23 protein-coding genes are annotated in these 17673 nt (G+C 48.2%); 9 read left to right on the plus strand and 14 right to left on the minus strand.

Features of this window, described 5'->3' with window-relative positions; translation table 11 throughout:
• Nucleotides 1-4: 4 nt before the first annotated feature.
• The 4 genes from ASC49_RS12120 to ASC49_RS12135 are packed head-to-tail and all read right to left on the minus strand — an operon-like array spanning nucleotide 5 to nucleotide 2408.
• A complete protein-coding gene (locus ASC49_RS12120; protein ID WP_055463513.1) occupies nucleotides 5-475 on the minus strand; it encodes a DoxX family protein in 471 nt (156 codons plus the stop codon).
• 9 nt (nucleotides 476-484) lie between these two features.
• Complete coding sequence (locus ASC49_RS12125; RefSeq protein ID WP_055463514.1) at nucleotides 485-1243, minus strand: HvfC/BufC N-terminal domain-containing protein; 759 nt, start codon at nucleotides 1241-1243, stop codon at nucleotides 485-487.
• Entirely contained in the window at nucleotides 1227-2123 is an 897-nt protein-coding gene (gene bufB / locus ASC49_RS12130) for an MNIO family bufferin maturase (RefSeq protein ID WP_055463515.1), read from the minus strand. The genes ASC49_RS12125 and bufB overlap by 17 nt, the downstream gene beginning before the upstream one ends.
• 9 nt (nucleotides 2124-2132) lie before the next feature.
• Nucleotides 2133-2408 carry a BufA1 family periplasmic bufferin-type metallophore gene (locus ASC49_RS12135; protein WP_055463516.1) on the minus strand — a complete coding sequence of 92 codons (276 nt, stop codon included), beginning with the start codon at nucleotides 2406-2408 and terminating at the stop codon, nucleotides 2133-2135.
• Between the two features lie 257 nt (nucleotides 2409-2665).
• On the opposite strand from ASC49_RS12135, the gene ASC49_RS19895 reads away from it, so the two are divergent.
• Nucleotides 2666-2803, plus strand: coding sequence for a hypothetical protein (locus ASC49_RS19895; RefSeq protein ID WP_169787812.1), 138 nt, complete (start codon nucleotides 2666-2668; stop codon nucleotides 2801-2803).
• A gap of 66 nt (nucleotides 2804-2869) precedes the next feature.
• On the opposite strand, the gene ASC49_RS12140 is transcribed toward ASC49_RS19895, so the two are convergent.
• The 4 genes from ASC49_RS12140 to ASC49_RS12155 form a co-directional block, all read right to left on the minus strand.
• Nucleotides 2870-3064, minus strand: coding sequence for a zf-HC2 domain-containing protein (locus tag ASC49_RS12140; RefSeq protein ID WP_055463517.1), 195 nt, complete (start codon nucleotides 3062-3064; stop codon nucleotides 2870-2872).
• The gene (locus ASC49_RS12145; RefSeq protein ID WP_055463518.1) at nucleotides 3061-3687 is read right to left on the minus strand and encodes an RNA polymerase factor sigma-70; all 627 of its coding nucleotides are present in this window, start codon (nucleotides 3685-3687) and stop codon (nucleotides 3061-3063) included. Before ASC49_RS12145 ends, ASC49_RS12140 begins: the two co-directional genes overlap by 4 nt.
• 102 nt (nucleotides 3688-3789) lie before the next feature.
• The gene (locus ASC49_RS12150) at nucleotides 3790-4242 is read right to left on the minus strand and encodes a hypothetical protein (protein ID WP_055463519.1); all 453 of its coding nucleotides are present in this window, start codon (nucleotides 4240-4242) and stop codon (nucleotides 3790-3792) included.
• Nucleotides 4242-4793, minus strand: a complete 552-nt coding sequence (locus ASC49_RS12155; RefSeq protein ID WP_055463520.1) for a gamma carbonic anhydrase family protein — start codon at nucleotides 4791-4793, stop codon at nucleotides 4242-4244. The genes ASC49_RS12150 and ASC49_RS12155 overlap by 1 nt, the downstream gene beginning before the upstream one ends.
• Before the next feature lie 166 nt (nucleotides 4794-4959).
• Here ASC49_RS12155 and prlC point away from each other — a divergent pair, with 166 nt between their 5' ends.
• Both prlC and ASC49_RS12165 read left to right on the plus strand, forming a co-directional pair.
• The gene (gene prlC, locus ASC49_RS12160) at nucleotides 4960-6990 is read left to right on the plus strand and encodes an oligopeptidase A (protein WP_055463521.1); all 2031 of its coding nucleotides are present in this window, start codon (nucleotides 4960-4962) and stop codon (nucleotides 6988-6990) included.
• A 369-nt stretch (nucleotides 6991-7359) separates the two neighbouring features.
• Nucleotides 7360-7620: a YheV family putative zinc ribbon protein gene (locus tag ASC49_RS12165; protein WP_055463522.1), complete on the plus strand. Its 261-nt coding sequence runs from the start codon at nucleotides 7360-7362 to the stop codon at nucleotides 7618-7620.
• A gap of 21 nt (nucleotides 7621-7641) precedes the next feature.
• Here ASC49_RS12165 and ASC49_RS12170 read toward each other — a convergent pair whose 3' ends face one another.
• Together ASC49_RS12170 and ASC49_RS12175 are read right to left on the minus strand one after the other, a co-directional pair.
• The gene (locus ASC49_RS12170; protein WP_055463523.1) at nucleotides 7642-8172 is read right to left on the minus strand and encodes a DUF3750 domain-containing protein; all 531 of its coding nucleotides are present in this window, start codon (nucleotides 8170-8172) and stop codon (nucleotides 7642-7644) included.
• A gap of 97 nt (nucleotides 8173-8269) precedes the next feature.
• A complete protein-coding gene (locus ASC49_RS12175) occupies nucleotides 8270-10180 on the minus strand; it encodes a putative bifunctional diguanylate cyclase/phosphodiesterase (protein ID WP_055463524.1) in 1911 nt (636 codons plus the stop codon).
• 325 nt (nucleotides 10181-10505) lie between these two features.
• Between ASC49_RS12175 and ASC49_RS12180 the strand changes: the two genes are divergently transcribed.
• Together ASC49_RS12180 and ASC49_RS12185 are read left to right on the plus strand one after the other, a co-directional pair.
• On the plus strand, nucleotides 10506-11012 hold the full coding sequence (locus ASC49_RS12180; protein ID WP_055463525.1) for a glycine cleavage system protein R: 507 nt from the start codon (nucleotides 10506-10508) through the stop codon (nucleotides 11010-11012).
• A gap of 126 nt (nucleotides 11013-11138) precedes the next feature.
• Nucleotides 11139-12392, plus strand: coding sequence for an MFS transporter (locus ASC49_RS12185; protein WP_055463526.1), 1254 nt, complete (start codon nucleotides 11139-11141; stop codon nucleotides 12390-12392).
• Here ASC49_RS12185 and ASC49_RS12190 read toward each other — a convergent pair.
• Both ASC49_RS12190 and ASC49_RS12195 read right to left on the minus strand, forming a co-directional pair.
• Nucleotides 12389-12904 (minus strand): hypothetical protein, encoded by a 516-nt coding sequence (locus tag ASC49_RS12190; RefSeq protein WP_055463527.1) that lies wholly within the window; start codon nucleotides 12902-12904, stop codon nucleotides 12389-12391. The genes ASC49_RS12185 and ASC49_RS12190 overlap by 4 nt on opposite strands.
• The gene (locus ASC49_RS12195; RefSeq protein ID WP_055463528.1) at nucleotides 12901-13248 is read right to left on the minus strand and encodes a DUF805 domain-containing protein; all 348 of its coding nucleotides are present in this window, start codon (nucleotides 13246-13248) and stop codon (nucleotides 12901-12903) included. The genes ASC49_RS12190 and ASC49_RS12195 overlap by 4 nt, the downstream gene beginning before the upstream one ends.
• A gap of 141 nt (nucleotides 13249-13389) precedes the next feature.
• Here ASC49_RS12195 and ASC49_RS12200 point away from each other — a divergent pair, with 141 nt between their 5' ends.
• On the plus strand, nucleotides 13390-14457 hold the full coding sequence (locus ASC49_RS12200; protein WP_055463529.1) for a helix-turn-helix domain-containing protein: 1068 nt from the start codon (nucleotides 13390-13392) through the stop codon (nucleotides 14455-14457).
• Between the two features lie 2 nt (nucleotides 14458-14459).
• Here ASC49_RS12200 and ASC49_RS12205 read toward each other — a convergent pair whose 3' ends face one another.
• Nucleotides 14460-15362, minus strand: coding sequence for a DMT family transporter (locus ASC49_RS12205; RefSeq protein ID WP_055463530.1), 903 nt, complete (start codon nucleotides 15360-15362; stop codon nucleotides 14460-14462).
• 173 nt (nucleotides 15363-15535) lie between these two features.
• On the opposite strand from ASC49_RS12205, the gene ASC49_RS12210 reads away from it, so the two are divergent.
• From ASC49_RS12210 to ASC49_RS20050, 3 genes are read left to right on the plus strand one after another with little or no spacing between them, the layout of a single operon-like run.
• A complete protein-coding gene (locus ASC49_RS12210) occupies nucleotides 15536-15814 on the plus strand; it encodes a hypothetical protein (protein ID WP_055463531.1) in 279 nt (92 codons plus the stop codon).
• A 12-nt stretch (nucleotides 15815-15826) separates the two neighbouring features.
• A complete protein-coding gene (locus ASC49_RS20045; RefSeq protein WP_245624704.1) occupies nucleotides 15827-16306 on the plus strand; it encodes a leucine-rich repeat domain-containing protein in 480 nt (159 codons plus the stop codon).
• Nucleotides 16272-16880 carry a protein kinase gene (locus tag ASC49_RS20050; RefSeq protein ID WP_245624705.1) on the plus strand — a complete coding sequence of 203 codons (609 nt, stop codon included), beginning with the start codon at nucleotides 16272-16274 and terminating at the stop codon, nucleotides 16878-16880. The genes ASC49_RS20045 and ASC49_RS20050 overlap by 35 nt, the downstream gene beginning before the upstream one ends.
• A gap of 17 nt (nucleotides 16881-16897) precedes the next feature.
• Here the strand turns inward: ASC49_RS20050 and ASC49_RS12220 are convergent, their stop codons facing one another.
• The gene (locus ASC49_RS12220) at nucleotides 16898-17566 is read right to left on the minus strand and encodes a YoaK family protein (protein ID WP_055463532.1); all 669 of its coding nucleotides are present in this window, start codon (nucleotides 17564-17566) and stop codon (nucleotides 16898-16900) included.
• Nucleotides 17567-17673: the final 107 nt, after the last annotated feature.

Genomic DNA, 17673 nt, shown 5'->3' on the forward strand with positions numbered 1-17673 from the left:
AGGCCTAACCCGAGCGTTTGGCCAAGGCGTCTATAGATACTCTTCCTGGACCTTGGCGCATAATCAGCAATGCCAGTGCGGCCCAAGTGGCATGTAGGGCGTAGGCTTCTGGATAAACAAATATCTCTATGACTAAGGTCATCATAAAAATACCCAATGCACTGAGGCGGGTTAAAATACCGAACAATAATAGGATTGGTAGCACATGTTCGGCTGCTGTCGCCATGTAGGCGGCGAGTTCCGGTGGAATAATCGGCAGTGCGTATTCGTATTCAAACAGATAAAAGGTGCTTTCTTTTAGGGAAGGCCAGCCAAACTCAAAATGCCCCGCAAAAGGGTTGAAGGCAAAGCCTTCGATCTTCGTTTGCCCCGAAAGCCAAAAGGTGGCGGCTAACGCAAAGCGTGCTAAAAACAGCACCAAGGATTCGGGAATGGCGCGTAACATTTGTTGCGAAGAGCGACTCGGCATCATCATAAGGGGCTCCTAGGATTCTTCAATAGCGTGCAAAACTTGCCAAGTCATGAGCTTTGCTAAGGTCTGTCCGAGGTCAAACGCTTCATGGTCGGGCAGTGCTTGGCTTAAATTTGGTTCGTCTTGTAGGGCTTTTAAAAAGTCGAACTCGGCGGCGCTGATCAAGTACATGCGCCCATATAAGCTCGCCTTGGCGAGTAGTAAATATTCCGTTTGTGCAATGTTGAGCTGGCTGAGATTCGGCGTGTCTGTTTGGTGGGCAAGATATAAAGAGCCGACCGCAAAAGGCACGCGCAACAATTTACACTGGGGGCTTAAATGCAAGGCCAGTGCTTCGGGGTTCTGCACTTGGCTTAAGCGTTGTTGGGCGCAGCTTAAGCTTAGGGTTGGCACCTCGGCAGTGTGCGTAAGTTGCAGTAAACGATACTCAAGATCGCATAAATAAGGTAAGTATGGCAGTGACTGCGCCGGGAAGAAGTCACGCACAAACTCGCTAAATTGGTCGCCATAGCCGCTTAACACCGGTGAAGTGGGCGGATGGCGTTCTATATATTGTCGTGCCATGGCATTAAAAAAGGCTTCTCCGACCACTTGTTTGCAGACTGGAAAAATATCACCAAGAGCCTCCATCAGTGACACGATCACATTATTTCGATAGACATTTAAACGCTGCTGACGCTCTGTGACATCTGCGCCGCGAATATCGTTGAGTAGTGCCTGCTCCGTGTCGGGATGAGTGGAGAGCAGAGCTTGCTTAAATGGCTGCTGCATGGTCTATCTCCTTAACCAAATGACGTATTTGGTTCGCTTGGGCGGCTTCTTGCAGTAGGGTCGACAGCTCTGGAAAATTCCCATCTCGCTCGATCAGCGTAGGGCAATCACCAATCAGTTCTAACGCATGTTGATAGAGCTGCCAGACCTCGTGGGCAACGGCTTGATCGTGCGAATCTATTTTGAGACGAGGCTGAGCACCCTCATCTAGGGTATAACCTGCTAAATGGATTTGACGAACCGCCTGCATCGGAAATTGGCGTAGGTATTCAGCGGCACTGCGTTGGTGGTTAAAACAAGAGACTTCGACGTTGTTTACATCCAGTAATAAGCCACATCCTGTGCGTTTCACCAGCTCTGAAATAAAGTCTGTTTCGCTCATAGCGCTGGAATTAAATTCAAAATAGGTGGATGGATTCTCAATCAAGATCTGTCGCTGTAGATGGCTTTGTACTTGATCAACATGTTCACACAAAACTGCCAAACGCACCTCGGTGTAGGGCACGGGCAACAAATCATTGAGGAAGTTCTGCTGATGCGTCGACCAAGCCAAATGCTCGGAAAACACCGCAGGCTGTACCCGTTCTACAAGTTGTGCAACACGCTCTAAATGTTCAAGATTGAGCGGCTCTTCACCGCCTAGCGATAGACCGACGCCGTGTACCGTAAGCTCATAATGCTCGCGAATACGCTCCAGATAGTAATGAGCGGGACCGCCAGGGCTGAGATAATTTTCAGCGTGGATTTCAAAGAAACCCACTTCAGGCCGTTCCTGCAAAATTTGCTCGTAGTAGCTGGGCTTTAGGCTAATGCCAGTGCGCTGGGCAAAGCCCGAGGGTAGCGAGCTACCCTCGGTTTGCTGTTTCAAATAAGTGTTCATCAGGAACCCTTAGAAGGCTTCCAATTTGCCGTGACCCGTCGGAGAAGTTGGTGATTCCATGTTCATACAAGTGCCTGCTGGGACCAGTTTCCAAGCGTTGCCTTGGTGGTCCATTTTTGATGTTCCTGCACAAGAAGTGCCTGGGCCAGCAGCGCAATCATTTTGACCGGCTAGGGCAACACCGTAGCATTTTTCTTTATCAGCTGCTTGCGCTGGAAGAGCAACGGCTGAAAGGGCAACGGCTGTACCAAGTGCTAGTGCTAGGGATGTGTTTTTAGTAGACATAATTTGGATCCTCCAAAGGAACATTTTGTTAATTACCTTCTTTGGACGTGGTCGATTTGCGCTTTCTTACAGCACTTTCAAAAAATATTTAAAAAAATTTTAGAAACTTGCTGAAAAATAAGGAATGTGGCGTTTTTATGATCTAAGTATTAAGTTTTTATGACAATGTGCCATTTTGGGTATCGTTCTCGAGTTTTGGTGCGTATGGTAAATAACTCACATTCATGAGAAATACTAAACATTAGGAGACTATGGATATGTCTAAGAAAGAAGTGAAAGCACTGAAAGCCGAAATCAAAGCGCGTAAAGAAAAAGTAGCGAAGCAAAAAGATAAGATTTCTAAGCTGAAAAAGTCCCTGAAAAAAGCGTCTGACAAGAAAGCTTCTAAGAAGTAAGCTCAGCGTTAGTAAACCTTCCTGTAGCGGAGCCCACAAGGCTCCGCCGCTATATCCTTTTAGATGTTAACCTTTTTCTGACGCGTCATTTTGTTTGACGTACTGTTGGCTAATCTCCCGCAGCGATAACATGTGTTTGCCAAACTGACGGCACGCAGGACACATGGCCGTATGGATTCCCAAATTGAGCTTTTCTTTGTTTGATAACGGACGATCCATCTTCTCCGACAGCAGTTGTGTGGCTTCGGTACACTTCATCATGTGGCTTTCTCCCTTTCAAACCAATTGTCTTCAAGGCATTCGCGCAACCGTAGGCGAGCTCGAAATAGGGTGGTGTTTAGGTTGCTGACAGAGACTTCTTCGTTGTCGCAAATCTCATTGCTGTCCAGCTCTAAGAACTCTCGCATCATAAATAGGCGACTGTACTTTGCAGGTAGAGCATCTAGACAGGTATCGAAGATGCGCCAAAAGTGATGGCTTTCTAAGTCATGATCTGGCTCGTCCCATTTTTGTGGACGTTGCTCTTTTTGCCAATGACCCTTTTCCGTAAACAGCTCATCCAGTAGGGCTTCGTCGTTGCGACTGGCGCCTTCCTCCAGAATACTGGCGCTGGTGTAGCGCTTTTCCTTGCGCAAAATATCAATCAGCTTATTTTTTAGAATAGCGAATACCCAAGTTTTTAAGGCCGCTTGGCGATTAAAACGCTCGATATTTTGATAGGCCGACAACATGGCGTCTTGCACCGCGTCTTCCGCGATGACTTCGTTGCGCACTTGTAACATAGCAAACTTAAGCATTTGTCGGCGTAAGTCCTCCATAAAAACAGTGTCGTGGAACAGCTGCCCTGGGAGGTGTTCGGTGGAGCGAGATAAGGCTTGTGTCATGTAAAATCTCGGCTTGTCGAAAAAGGTTAATTAGCAATGTAGCTAACTAGACGTCACAAGCCGAGGATTTCTTACACTTGTTTTAGAAAAAACTGGAAAAATTTAGCGGTTGAGCGCATCGAGAGCCGCGTTCACACGTGCTTTGGTGTATGGCGGCCACAGTGAGCCAGCAAAGCGCCCTTCTTTATTCAGCAGCAGCGCATGGCCTTGATGGCCAATGTAATTCTCTGCACTGGTGACTTGTTCAAGGTCTTGATAGGCCGCTTGGTGTGGTGGCACCACATGAATCCCAGCCGCCGCTTGCTGTGCCATTTGTCCTTGGCACACGGCATCACAGAGACTTGGTTGCAAGCTGATCAGTTGCCACTGGCCTTGTTCTAAGCGCTCAATTAGCGGTACTTGGCGTGGAAATTCAATCAGCTGAATGCCCAGTTGCGCTTGTCTGGCTTCATCTAACACTGGGCCTGAGAAGTTCTTTTGATAGGACTGAGTCGCCACCCAGAAGGCACCTGCGACCAAGGCCACACCAATAAAGGAAGCGGTTAGACGACTCATTAAGCGTCTCCCGCGGCCTCAGCTTCGGCTAGATACTCGTCTTTCAGTTTGACGTAGTTCAAGCCAGCGTACTGGAAGTACTCAATCTCTTTTTCTGTTAGTGGGCGAGCTTGTTTCACTGGCGAGCCCATGTACAGGTAACCGGATTCAAGGCGTTTACCCGGTGGTACTAAGGAGCCCGCGCCGATAATGACTTCGTCTTCGACGACGGCGCCGTCCAGAATCGTGGTGCCCATGCCGACTAATACCTTGTTACCGATCTTACAGCCGTGCAACATCGCCATGTGGCCGACGGTCACATCGTCCCCGATTTCCAGTGGGTGGCCTTCTGGTTTGTAGGTGCTGGCGTGAGTGATGTGCAGGCAAGAGTTGTCTTGGATGCTGGTACGCTGACCGATACGAATGCGGTGCATATCGCCACGAATCGCAACTAATGGCCAAACCGAACTGTCGTCACCGATTTCCACATCGCCGATGATTACCGCACTGTCATCGACCCAAACACGAGCGCCAAACGTTGGTGTATGGCCACGAAATGTCTTAATTGCCATTGTCTCTTCCTTAGCACATACCGTGCAGTATTAATGAAAGCTATGGACGTGATCAGCGTTTACCCATTGAAAAAGCGCCAAGACCACATATCTTATAGATCAGTACTAAACCTATTTCTGCAAGGGTGCTATGGCATCCTGCAAACGCCAAAAAGGATATCACGATATGACACAATCCGTATGGGACGCTACCACATTGCCTGAATTTTCCAAGGTCGAGCCTAAGAACATCGTTGCCGACTTGGAAGCTCTACTGGAAAAAAATCGCGCGGACATCGCCGCGGTGGTAGAAAAGAACGCTCAGCCAACGTGGTCGAGCTTCGTGACACCTTTGGATGAAATTCACGATCGCCTAGGTCAATTTTGGTCGCCGATCAGTCACCTAAACTCAGTGCAAAACACTCCAGAGATTCGAGAAGCCTACAATGCTTGTTTACCAAAACTGAGCGACTACTACACTGAGTTGGGCCAAAACAAAGCCTTGTACGAAGCTTACAAAGCCCTAGCGGAAAGTGAAGAAGCGAAATCCCTAACGCCTGCGCAAACGGAAGCCTTGACGCAAACCATCCGTGACTTTGAGCTTTCGGGTGTGGGCCTAGAAGGCGAGCCAAAGAAACGTTACGGCGAAATCAGCTCGCGTTTGTCTGAGCTTAGCAGCCAGTTTGGTGAAAATGTATTGGACTCGACCCGTGCGTGGAGCAAGTTGATCAGCGACGAAGCAGAGCTTGCTGGTCTGCCTGAATCAGCTCTAGCGCAAGCAAAGCAAATGGCCGAAGCAAAAGAGCAAGAGGGCTGGTTGTTCACTTTGGACATTCCTTCTTACCTGCCAGTGATGAATTACGCCGACAGCCAAGCATTGCGCGAGGAAATGTACACCGCCTACGCAACCCGTGCTTCGGAGCTAAGCTGTGAAGGCAAATTCGACAATGCCCCTTTGATTGATGAAATCCTAGCGCTGCGTCATGAAATGGCGCAGATCCTTGGTTTTGAAAACTACGCTGAATTATCCGTTGCGACGAAAATGGCAGAGAACGGTCAGCAAGTAGTGGACTTCTTGACAGATCTTGCTGTGAAGTCGAAGCCTTCTGCAGAAACGGATCTGGCCGATCTAAAAGCCTTTGCCAAAGCAGAGCATGGCGTAGAAGCGTTAAATTCTTGGGATGTGGGCTACTACGCAGAGAAACTGCGTGAGAAGAAATACTCGATTTCTCAAGAAGTGCTACGCCCTTACTTCCCAATCAACAAAGTCCTATCAGGCTTGTTCTACACCGCGCAAACCTTGTTTGGTGTCGATATTCGTGAAGAGTCTGGTTTCGATACTTACCATAAAGATGTACAGCTTTTTACCATCTCGAAAAATGGCGAAGATATCGCGCGTTTCTTCCTTGACCCATACGCTCGCGAAGGCAAGCGTGGCGGCGCGTGGATGGACGAGTGTCGTGTACGTCGCCGCCTAGACGATGGTCGTCTACAACTGCCAGTGGCGTACCTAGTGTGTAACTTCACTCAACCAATCGGTGATAAGCCGGCGTTGTTAACTCACGATGAAGTGACGACGTTATTCCACGAATTTGGCCATGGCTTGCACCACATGCTGACGCAAGTGGAAGTGTCGTCTGTATCAGGCATCAATGGCGTGGCGTGGGATGCGGTCGAACTACCAAGCCAGTTTATGGAAAACTGGTGTTGGGAACCGGAAGCCCTAGCGCATATTGCGGGTCACTTTGAAACCAACGAGCCATTGCCTCAGGATCTATTAGACAAAATGCTGGCGGCGAAGAACTTCCAGTCGGGTATGCAGATGGTGCGTCAGTTGGAATTCTCTTTGTTCGACTTCCGTTTGCACCGTGAATACAAAACTGGCTTAAAAGCTCAGGACATCTTAGATGAAGTGCGTAGCCAAGTGGCTGTTACCGTACCGCCTGCATTTAACCGCTTCCAAAATAGCTTTACGCATATTTTTGCAGGTGGCTACGCAGCGGGTTATTACAGCTACAAGTGGGCCGAAGTATTGTCTGCGGATGCCTTCTCAAAATTCGAGGAAGATGGCATTTTCAACACTGAAACTGGCGCCCACTTCCGTGATACCATATTGGCAAACGGCGGTTCACGCCCAGCGGCCGAGCTATTTGAAGCCTTCCGTGGCCGTGAACCAAGTGTCGATGCGCTACTTCGCCATAGTGGCATTGCGGCTTAGTAAGTCCGCTGATAGCTCGTTGATCCACACCCTTTTGTCTCGACGAAAGAAGCAGAGGGCGCTTGAGCAGTTATTACTCAACGCCGACCGTCTGGGGCATCCCTGCCCCAGACGGTCGGTCGACGCCATCCATGGCGTCTGCTTTTGAGTAATCGATAGCTCAATCAAATAAGTTTAAGGATTCGATTCAGTGATCTGGTTAGGCGTCACTTGTGTTCCTTTTAAACAGCCACCAAGGAGGGTGGCGCGAGGGCTCTGGTGCGGGGATGCACCACGCCCGAGTGCAAAGGAACCAAGTGAAGCCAAGCTAAAAAGCGAGCGTCACAAAGGTAAAAAGCATCGAGCCAATACCAATAACCGAGGTTAAGAATGACAACTAAACGCTTTATCGCGGGGGCGGTGTGCCCACGCTGTAACGAGATGGATAAGATTCGCGCATGGCGTGATGATGAGGCTGAGAAGCAGTACCGTGAATGTGTAGCTTGTGGTTATGAAGATGAGCAATCCACCGTGGTGCAAGCGCAACCACAAGAAATCGCCACCCGTGTAAACCAACCACATTCCTCTGCTCCAGAAGGCGATGCGGCCGTGATTAACTTTGTACCGAATCCGGGTGCAACAAAGCACTGATCCTCGTAAGTGGTGACTACGCTAGTCAGCGTAGCCACTGCCGATGGCGCTAAAGGGAAGGTCCAAGCCTAATTCTGGTACTTTCTGGCCAATCCAGGCGGGAAAGGTATTACTGTTGGGGCCTGGGAAAACCTTATACTCATTTTTCCAAGGGTAGTCTTCCACTGCTTTATCAATCTTCGGAATCAGCTCGGCCGCTTTCTCACCTTTAATGGATAATAGCTTCTCTGGCTTCGCGCCAAACCAATAACGGTCTGGAGTGGCTGTGTTATAGCTGTATAAGGCTGACTGACCACGCTGTACTCGCCAACCAACCACTTCATGGACTTTATATTGATCTGCTCCGGCCTCTTTGGTGGCGATCCATGTGTGGATAGCAAACCAACCGCGCCAGCTGAAGGCGTCTGCACCGTAAACTTCAATGACGGCTGCTTGTTCCTGCTGCGGGTCGGGGGCAATGCCCGCAGGTTCTCTGCTGGCTGTACGCCAGTCGGAATTAGAGCAGGCACTGATGAGTGCCGCTAAAGCGAGAATGGTTAAGCGTTTCTTCATGATCATCTCCTTGTCATCTTTTCAGTTTGACAAAAAAAGAGCGCCATTGGCGCTCCTGCAAAAGAGATTCAGATTTAATTCATAATCTGTATCGCATTTATCCTAGGTGCTGCATCAGCTCATCTTCAGGCACGGGAGGAAGAAATAAGTAACCTTGCAAATACTCAATGCCCATATTGGTGAGCAGTCGGCGTTGATCTTCGGTTTCGACGCCCTCAGCCACCACTTTATAGTCAAAGGCGGAGGCGATTTGCGAAACAGCTTCCACAATAGCGCGGCCGCCAGTGTCCATAGTCCAGATAAAGGAGCGGTCGATTTTGACATAGTCCACGTCGAATTCTTGCATGACCGATAAAGAGGAGTAGCCTGTACCAAAGTCGTCAATGGAGACTTGTACACCAAGCTCTTTTAAACGCTTAATATTGTCGATCAAGCGGTGCTTATCGTGGGCAAATAGAGATTCTGTGATTTCTAGATCCAAGCAGTGGGCGGGGAAGCCTGTACGTTTTAGGGTCGCGGCGACTTCCGTAGGAAAATCATCGTCCAATAACTGCTGGATAGAAACGTTCACGCTGATCCCTAGGCCCTCTTGCAGGATTTGCATACGTTTGCCTGCCAAACAGGCTTCACCTAATACCCAGAGGCCAATAGCGCGGATAAAACCGTATTGCTCAGCAATGCCAATAAACTCGTCCGGTGGAATCATTTCATCGTCCAAACGCCAGCGCAGCAGTGCTTCAACGGCGTCTATTTGTCCCGTCTCCGATGCAATGATCGGTTGATAGACCAAAAATAGCTCATGGCGATGGATGGCATTTTCTAAATGATCACGTAAGCGAATTTCGCGTAAGAGCTGTTCACGTAGGGATTCATCGAAGACACCTACGCGGCCTTTTTTAGTACGCTTTTGATTGTACATGGCCATATCAGCACGCTGGATTAAACGTTCATGTTGGCTGCCATGCTGTGGATAGTAGGCGATCCCAATAGTCGCTCCAAGCGAAAGTTTGGAGCCATCAATGAGGTACGGGATGGAGATTAGGTCAATGATCTCCTGTGCGTTTTCTAGCAGTTCTTCATGTTGTTCAACTGCCAATAGAAATTCGTCGCCGCCCCAGCGACAAAGTAAGTCGGAAGGCTCAATATTCTGCTGAATACGTTTACTGACTTCACGGATGACATGGTCTCCGGTTTCATGTCCCAGTGAGTCATTAATGCTTTTGAAACCGTCTAAATCAATGAACAGCACCGCCAGTTTTGAGTTGGGCTGTGTCTGTAAACGGTACTCAAGCTTTTCCGAAAAAGCTTTGCGGTTGTAGAGACCGGTTAAGGGGTCAATATTCGATAGTGAGTAAATCTCTTGGGTACGTTTGACCACTTCTTGCTCCATATGAGAGAGCAAGTGATCGTTCTGGTGTTTTAAATGTATTGAACGAGAGGTATAGCGTGCTGCTTTGCTGGCACCTGTCACCATGACAAAAAAGAAGGCAATCGAAAGGTAGCCTAGGGTATCGTAGCCTTCTTGGTCGGATAGCAGTAATGCGACACCAAGGGGTAACAGCAGCATGCCACAATAGAACATGGATAATTTGCGAGCCCCCGATAAGAAAGTGACTGAGCCACCTGAGAACGCAGCAACATTAATGCAAGTGATGGCCAGTTCTGCCCAATTGTTGTTTTGCACGACGATAACAGAGTAAATACTCCATAGTGCCCCGGCCGTTAGTGCACCGAAGCTAAATCGAGACAGGGCGCGACCATAGGCAAAGCTGTCTCGGTGGCGTGTTTTAAAGAAAAAGTAGGCGAGATCAACAAGACGAAACAGTATCGTGGCAAGGGTAGCCCCCCACCAGATCAACTGCGTGACACGCTGCGTTCCTTCATGTGGAAACGTAAAGACTAGGACCGCCGAAGATAGAAGCGTAACCAGTAAACCCATGCCTACATTGCTGTAGAGTAGGTTTACGGCGTCTTTTTGTTCCACTTGCGATAATTCTGTTGGGAGCATAGGGGTCCGTATTTATTCTCTAGATAATGCGCCACACGCCGCATCAATGTCGGTCCATGAACTTAGCATGATGCGGTCTAGACAGCATCATGCTAAAAGTACCGTTTAATTATATCCAATTTATCGGGAGAGGAGGCTGAATCTTGAAGTTTGTTTAGAGAAAGTTATCGAACAGGAGAGTGGTTGAGACGAAAACCGCTTGCCAGCTCTCAGATCAAGTATCGGTGTAATGGGGTTTAGGAAAGTGTTTTTCTTGCTGACGTACGTTAAAAGACAGGTTTATACTGAAGCCATCGTATGCAGTAATAATTGAAAGGATGGCCTTATGACACAGCATTTAGTGTTAACGGTAATTGGTGATGATCGTCCAGGGCTGGTTGAAGCCTTATCCCATGTGATTGCCGAGCATCAGGCGAGCTGGAGCGAGAGCCGTATGGCGCATCTGGCGGATAAATTTGCAGGTATCGTCACTGTTGAAGTGCCTAAAGATAACGAAACCTCTTTAATCAAAGCTTTACAAGAGTTGTCCTCAGTTGGCTTAAAAGTCTCTGTCGAAGTAGCAAATAAGCATGTGGCGTCTGGCGAAGTCGTAGTGTTGTCTGTGATGGGCAATGATCGCACGGGCATTATTCGAGAAGTATCAAAAACCCTCAGTATGTTGGGTGCGAACGTGGTGGATTTGAATAGCTACTGCGAACCTGCGCCAATGAGCTCGGAAATGTTATTCAAAGCGGAGCTGGAAGTCTTGCTGCCAAGTGATTGTTCTTTGGAAGCCTTGGAAAAAGCGATCGAAGCGATCAGTAGTGACTTGGTTGTTGAATTAGCGGACTGACGCTCATTGCGTACTGAAATAAGTATTTTTGCTGCGTTTCAGGGAAATTATCTGCTTTCCATTGCAGCTTTCTTAGAACCTGTTTCAATAGTGTGATGATTATTGAAACAGGATCCCTTCAGCGATATGCAATTACCCGCCACCTTCCGCGCTTTATCTAATACAAACTTTCGCCTTTGGGTGCTGGCTGCATTCGTTTCTAATATTGGTACTTGGCTGCAACGTACCGCGCAGGATTGGATCGTTATTTCTGAATTGTCTGATCACAATGCCGCCGCCGTCGGTGTGGTGGTGTTCCTGCAATTTATTCCGCAAATCATTTTACTGCCGATCACCGGCTGGGCGGCAGACCGTATTGATCGTCGTAGGCTGCTGCTTGGCACGCAAATCGCCATGGCGCTGTTGGCATTTATTTTAGGTGTATTAGCCATCTCAGGAATAATTGAGCTGTGGCATGTCTATGCCTGTGCCTTAGGGCTAGGTATTGTCGCAGCGTTTGATGCACCTGCTCGCCATGCTTTCGTTTCCGATGTGGTGTCTGAAAAGGAAGTGCCAAATGCGGTGTCATTGAATTCTATGTCGTTCCATTCTGCGCGTTTAATTGGCCCAGCCATTGCCGGAATCTTGATTGCTGCGGTGGGCGCCGGTTGGGTATTTGTGATCAATGTGGCAACCTTTGGGCCTTTATTGATTGCGCTGTACTTATTGGGTCAACGCACGCTGATTGGTAAAGAAGGCAAAACCGAGACGTCACAAAAAACCGGCTTTTTGGATGGCTTTCGTTATCTAAATCAGCACCGTGAAATGATTGTTGTTTTAGGCATGGTTGCTATGATTACGGCATTGGCGATGAACTTCCCGGTATACTTATCCGCCATGACGGTGCAAGTGTTTGCTGGACATGCAGGGCAATACGGTCTGTTAATTTCAATGATGGCAATTGGCTCCATTGCGGGAGCACTGATTACTGCTAGTCGTCAACAACCAACACTAGGCTTCCTTGTGTGTTTGCCTGCTGGTGTGGCTATTAGTTCCGCGATTCTAGCGTTTGCCCCAAGCTTTTTAACGTTTGCGTTGATGATGAGCGTATTAGGCTTTTCCATACAACTGCTTACCATATCGTCGTTTACCTTTATTCAGCTATCGACCGTGAAAATGTATCGTGGTCGTGTGATGGCGATTGCCTTGGCCACTATGCTGGGCAGTACCGCATTGGGGGCGCCATTAGTGGGCTGGATTGCAGATACGTTTGGAGCCCGCTGGTCGATTGGTATCAGCAGCCTTTCAGCGTTGCTCGCCTTCAGTGTTGGACAGGTCTATTATCGTCGCTACTACTTAGCGAAATTGGCATCCCAAGCAGCATCAACACAGGAGCCTTAAAGACTCTTGTGTTGATAAACTGGCTCGCAGGTTAGCGGCTTAGGGTGATAGCCAAACCAACTTGACCATGCTTTACGTGGATGTAAGACAAAGCCTTCTGCAAGCGTTAAACCGCTGACTATTTCAATGTCACCTTGCTGCATCATGCTCGGAATGGAGACGTTGTAGTGAGCGCTAACCGCTTTTTGTCCGGTCTTTAGGCGTTCGGATAACTCCGCGTTATAAATGATTAATTCAATCGCTCCCCCCGCACCAAAGCCTATTTCTTGGCTGTTAAAGCTGCCAGCGACGAGAGGCACATGGGCCACTTGGCAAAGCTCACCTTCTTTGCCATAGGTGAGGTAGCGGCCTTCCCCTTTTAATCCATATAAGAAGGGCAAATGACCAACCTTAACAAAATCAATAGACACAACACCAAGCGCTCCATTAGGAATCGTTTGCGCGACGACTGTTGGGCTTTGAAGTAGTAAGGACAAGATCGCAAAGAAAATACTATGTGCTAACCGGTTCATACTTTTGCTCCTTCTTTGTCCATGAGTAGCGTGCGTGGTTGACTGGGCAAACACAGAAAATAGATCAAAATTAAAACGCCAATCATGGGGATGAGAAGGACCAGAAAGCTCCAAAGCGGCAGTCCCGTATCACGTAGGCGTCGTGTTGCTAGGGCTAAAAAAGGCGTGATGGTCAACAGTGAGTACACGGCGTCCAACCACCCCGGATTGTTGGTGAGTGTTTCAATCATGGCAATGATTACGCTGAACACCAGATTGACGAATATAAACATCCAAAATGCTCGACGATGAGCCACTCCGCGAAAATCCACATAATGTTTCAACGCTTCGATATACCAATACATAACCTTTCTCCTGTGTTACAAACACTGCCAAAGATGGTGCAGAAAGCGCGCAGGCGCGTCCTGAATCAGGATTTAGGACGTCTTGCTTTGCGACTTAGGACATAATGGGCCAAGAACAAGAGGAATGTAGGAGGGGATATTATGCTGGCGATTCCATTGCCGTTTGTGGTGTCGTTACTGTTGTTGGTGCTAGCGGGCAGCCTATGGATACAGCGCCGCCATTTAGTTTTATGGCCGTGTCTGTTTTTATTGCTGTGCGCGACAACGACCTGTCTAGTTGGGCTACGTTGGGCCTATGATTTAGCGTTTCTACGCATGCTTCAGTCGATTTTTGCCAGCGTAATACCGGTCGCCGCTTGGTGGGTTTTTGCTCAAACCAAAAGCGCCCGAGCCCCCTCATGGTGGCATGCTATTGTGCCGCTCATGGTCACCATTGCCTCGCTAACGTACCCACTCTGGGAGCCGCCGCTTGATGTAATGATTACCGCCCAGTACGTGCTTTATTTTGGACTGCTCTGGCACTCGTCGAATAGTGATCGACAACCCCCAGAATACGTGCGCTTAAGTGATTGGGAGTGGGCGATTCGAGCCCAGCGAATTGCGGCGTTAATGCTGTTGTTTTCGGCTGTGATTGATGGTGCGCTGACGTTGGATTTTATGTTGGCACAGGGACAGCATGCTTTATGGATTTTATCGATCGGCCATGCGCTTTTGCTGCCCACCTTGTCATTAGCGGTGATGGGGTTAAGTTTAGCGACCACTGAAGAATCTGACGTGCCGCACTCTGCTGAAACAGAGCAACGTTCAGTATCGAGCTGCGAGGAGCCGGAGCGGTGTGATTCTGGTGGTGCCAGTTATGACTCGAAACAAATCGAGCTAGCGGATCAAAGCATTATTACCCAAGTCAAACAGGTGGTCGTCACTCAGCAGCTGTTTCTCGATCCAGACCTGACGTTGGCTCGTATTGCGCGTAAAAGTGGCATACCCGCTCGACAGATCTCTGCAGCGATCAATCGAGTTATGGGGCAAAATATTTCTCAATGGGTCAATCAGTATCGAATCGAGTATGCGACGCAACGCTTGATCAGCAGCGAAGATACGATTACTCAGATTTATTTGGACTCTGGCTTTCAAACCAAATCCAACTTTCATCGTGAATTTTCACGGATTATGGGTATGACACCTTCGCAATATCGTCAAAGTCTCTGAGCTTACGACACATTGTTTTCAGGTACCGCTTGCGGTTTGGGTGCAGGCCACCTTATGCGACTCATGTAGACACCAAAAAGAGTGGTGACTACGCCAATCAGTTGCAGCGTTGAGAGCGCTTCGTCAAAGAGTAAGTAGCCCTCGATGGCGGCTAACGGAGGTACGAGTAACATCAGAGTTGATACTTGTGCGGCTGGAATTTTGCGCAGCAGCCACACTAATAAGAATACACCGCCACAGGATAAAACGATCACCCCCCAAGCAATCAGCGCATAGCTGATAAGACTCGGCACCAACAGTGTTTCTTTTAACGCTAACATAAAGCCACCTGAAACCACCGCGGCAGAGAGGTTCTGAATCGCCATGGAAGCAATAATATCCGAGCCAGAAATGGACATTTTTTGATAAATAGAGCCTAACGCTAGGCTGATGACACCTGCTAAGCCCATGATGGCTAGCCAGAAGCTAAAAGTCTCGGTGCTTGATGTGTGTAAAATAGACGGGCTGATGACCAGCAGTAAGCCGGCAATCGCGATCAGCATACCAAGGATTCCTAGTAAGCTAGTTTTCTCCTTGATGAATAGAAATGCCAGAAGCGTTACTAGAATTGGTTGCACCGATCCAATGAGCGCCATGACACCCGCTGGCAATCCTTGAGCCAATGCGACGTAGGCGAAACTAAGATAAAAGGCATTCAGTAAGGCTCCCGCGATAACATGTTTCGGCCACTCTGAGCGGCTTGGAAACGGGCGCTTAAAGATTAAAGCCAGTACGACAAAGATAGCGCCAGCAAGGGCAAAGCGAATGGTTAGATAAACATTGGGGTCAATAAAACCCACTATAAATTTGCCGGTAATAAAGCCTGTTGACCAGATGGCAACCAGAAGAACAAATAAAAACGGCATAATCTTAAGTCCATTTAAATCGGAGTTAGGGAACATTGTAGCAGCTGTTGTGGTCTTTTATAGGCGCAGATTCCTCTCTAACACGAGAGAAACCGCACAAAGTGACTCCCTATCATAGTTGAGAAATGGTAGCATTTGCTCCTTTGAAAAATAGCGCTACTAGAGACCATGTCATGCCAATTTATACCGTTTTAAAGCGAGAAGACCTGATTCGTGCTGAGCAAGATGCTGAGACTATTCAGCAGCTAACGCTGTGTGGCTATCTGAATGCGGGACCATTTGAAGCGGAAAATGCGGATCAGGCGATTGCTCAGTTTCGTGCAGCGAACCCTGAACAGAAAGCCAAAAAGCCACTGGGTCTGCGCTGGATTATGTGGGTCGCCGGTGTATTTGCCGTGGTATGGTTTCTCTTTGTGATCTTTTATATGCTGCCAAGCGCATTTCAAAACTAGGTCTTGGGGCGCGTGCATACGCTGGAACAATTGCGCCGTGGTGAATGCCAAGGTGCAACCCGTCTTAAACTGAGTGAGCAACTGACTGAAGTTCCCGAGGAAATTTACAGTCTCGCCGACACCCTTGAAGTGCTCGATCTGTCAGGCAATCAGCTGACGGACTTGCCATCGGACTTCTTTCGCTTAACCAAACTAAAAATCTTGTTTGGCTCCAATAACCCCTTTACTCATGTGCCTGAAGTATTAGGGGAAATGCCAGAACTGGAGATGATAGGCTTTAAATCCTGTCAGATTAAAACGGTTTCAGAGCAGTGTTTGCCAGCCAAAACACGTTGGCTAATTCTAACAGATAATCGCATTGAAACCTTGCCTAATGGGATTGGGCGGCTTGAACGATTAGAGAAATTGATGCTGGCGGGGAATCGACTGCGCGCCAAGGAGTCAGCATCAGGAGTTCATGCAGCTGCCTTCTTCGGACATCCAATGTTATGAAGAGCTAGGGCAGGGAGCCTCCGGTGTTATTTCTCGTGCCACTTGGTTGAACAACCCACATCGTTTCCCAGAACATATTGCGATCAAAATCTATAAAGGCGAAGTTACCAGTGATGGCTACCCTGCAGATGAATTAGATGCTTGTTTGACCGCTGGTGTTCATCAGAATTTAATCACGCCATTGGCACATATTCTTGAACCTGATTGCACTGCACTCGTGATGGATTTAATTCCAGCTGACTATAACAATCTCGGTCAGCCACCCAGCTTAGCCTCCTGTACTCGAGATACTTTTACGCAGGGCCAGTCTTTTAACGCGTCACAAGCGGCATACATTATTGAACAAATGCATGACTTAGTTGCGCACTTGGAAGCCAAAAAAGTCTGTCATGGTGACTTGTATGCTCATAATGTACTAATCAATCGTGACGGTCATATTCTGTTTGGTGATTTTGGTGCGGCATCAAAATACGCGCATTTGTCGGCTGAGCAGCAGTCGGGCATTCGCCGTATCGAGCGCCGTGCTTTGACCTATTTTGAACAAGATATACTTGGGCTAGTGTCTCAATCTTAGCTTTGCACGCGTATTCGCTAGTCTGTAGGCTGAAGCCTTCGCACGTAAATGCGATAAGTCAGTGCGAGTAGGCAGCAAATGGCGGCGGGAAATAATAATGCGGTAAACTTGAGTCGTATAAACAACAGCGCACCTAAGCTGCTGCCAACAATAAATCCCACAATAATCAGGGTAAACAGCTTTGCTTTTCGAGCATCGAGCGGCTTACCTTTACACAAACTCCCTAGCATAATCCCCAAATCCGTAAAGATGCCTGTTAAATGTGTAGTACGAATGATGGCACCGCTATAGGTGGTTGCCAGCGCGTTTTGTAAGCCGCAAGCAGCGGAGGCAAAGAAGTGTCCATAAAATGAGTTTTGTGAAAGAAATCCCAAAGCCGTTAACAATAGGCCCGCTTCTATGAACAGCGCCGTATCATAGTGACGTCCAAGCTTTAGTGTGGAACCGTGCAGCAGAAATCCCGCCGTAGCAGCGCCGACAACAAAGAAAACCATCACACCGACAAGATGCAAAGCGGTATGAAAAGAGTGATTAATCAGCCCGGTTCCCAACAGCGTTGCCGTACCCGATAGGTGAGATACCGATTGATGCTCAAATCCCAGCAAGCCAATAGCATTCACTGACCCAGCGACCAACGCTAGGATAAATGCCCCAAGCTCAACCCATTTTGGTAATTGTGAAATCACGATAACCACTTCCTATGCCGAATACGTAATAAATAACCTAACCGAAATTCAGGGAATTACTATAAGTTATTTGTCGTCATAATCATCGCATCGGATTTCCATCCGCT

It is taken from the genome of Marinomonas fungiae, from assembly GCF_001418205.1.
GTDB classification, from domain to species: domain Bacteria; phylum Pseudomonadota; class Gammaproteobacteria; order Pseudomonadales; family Marinomonadaceae; genus Marinomonas; species Marinomonas fungiae.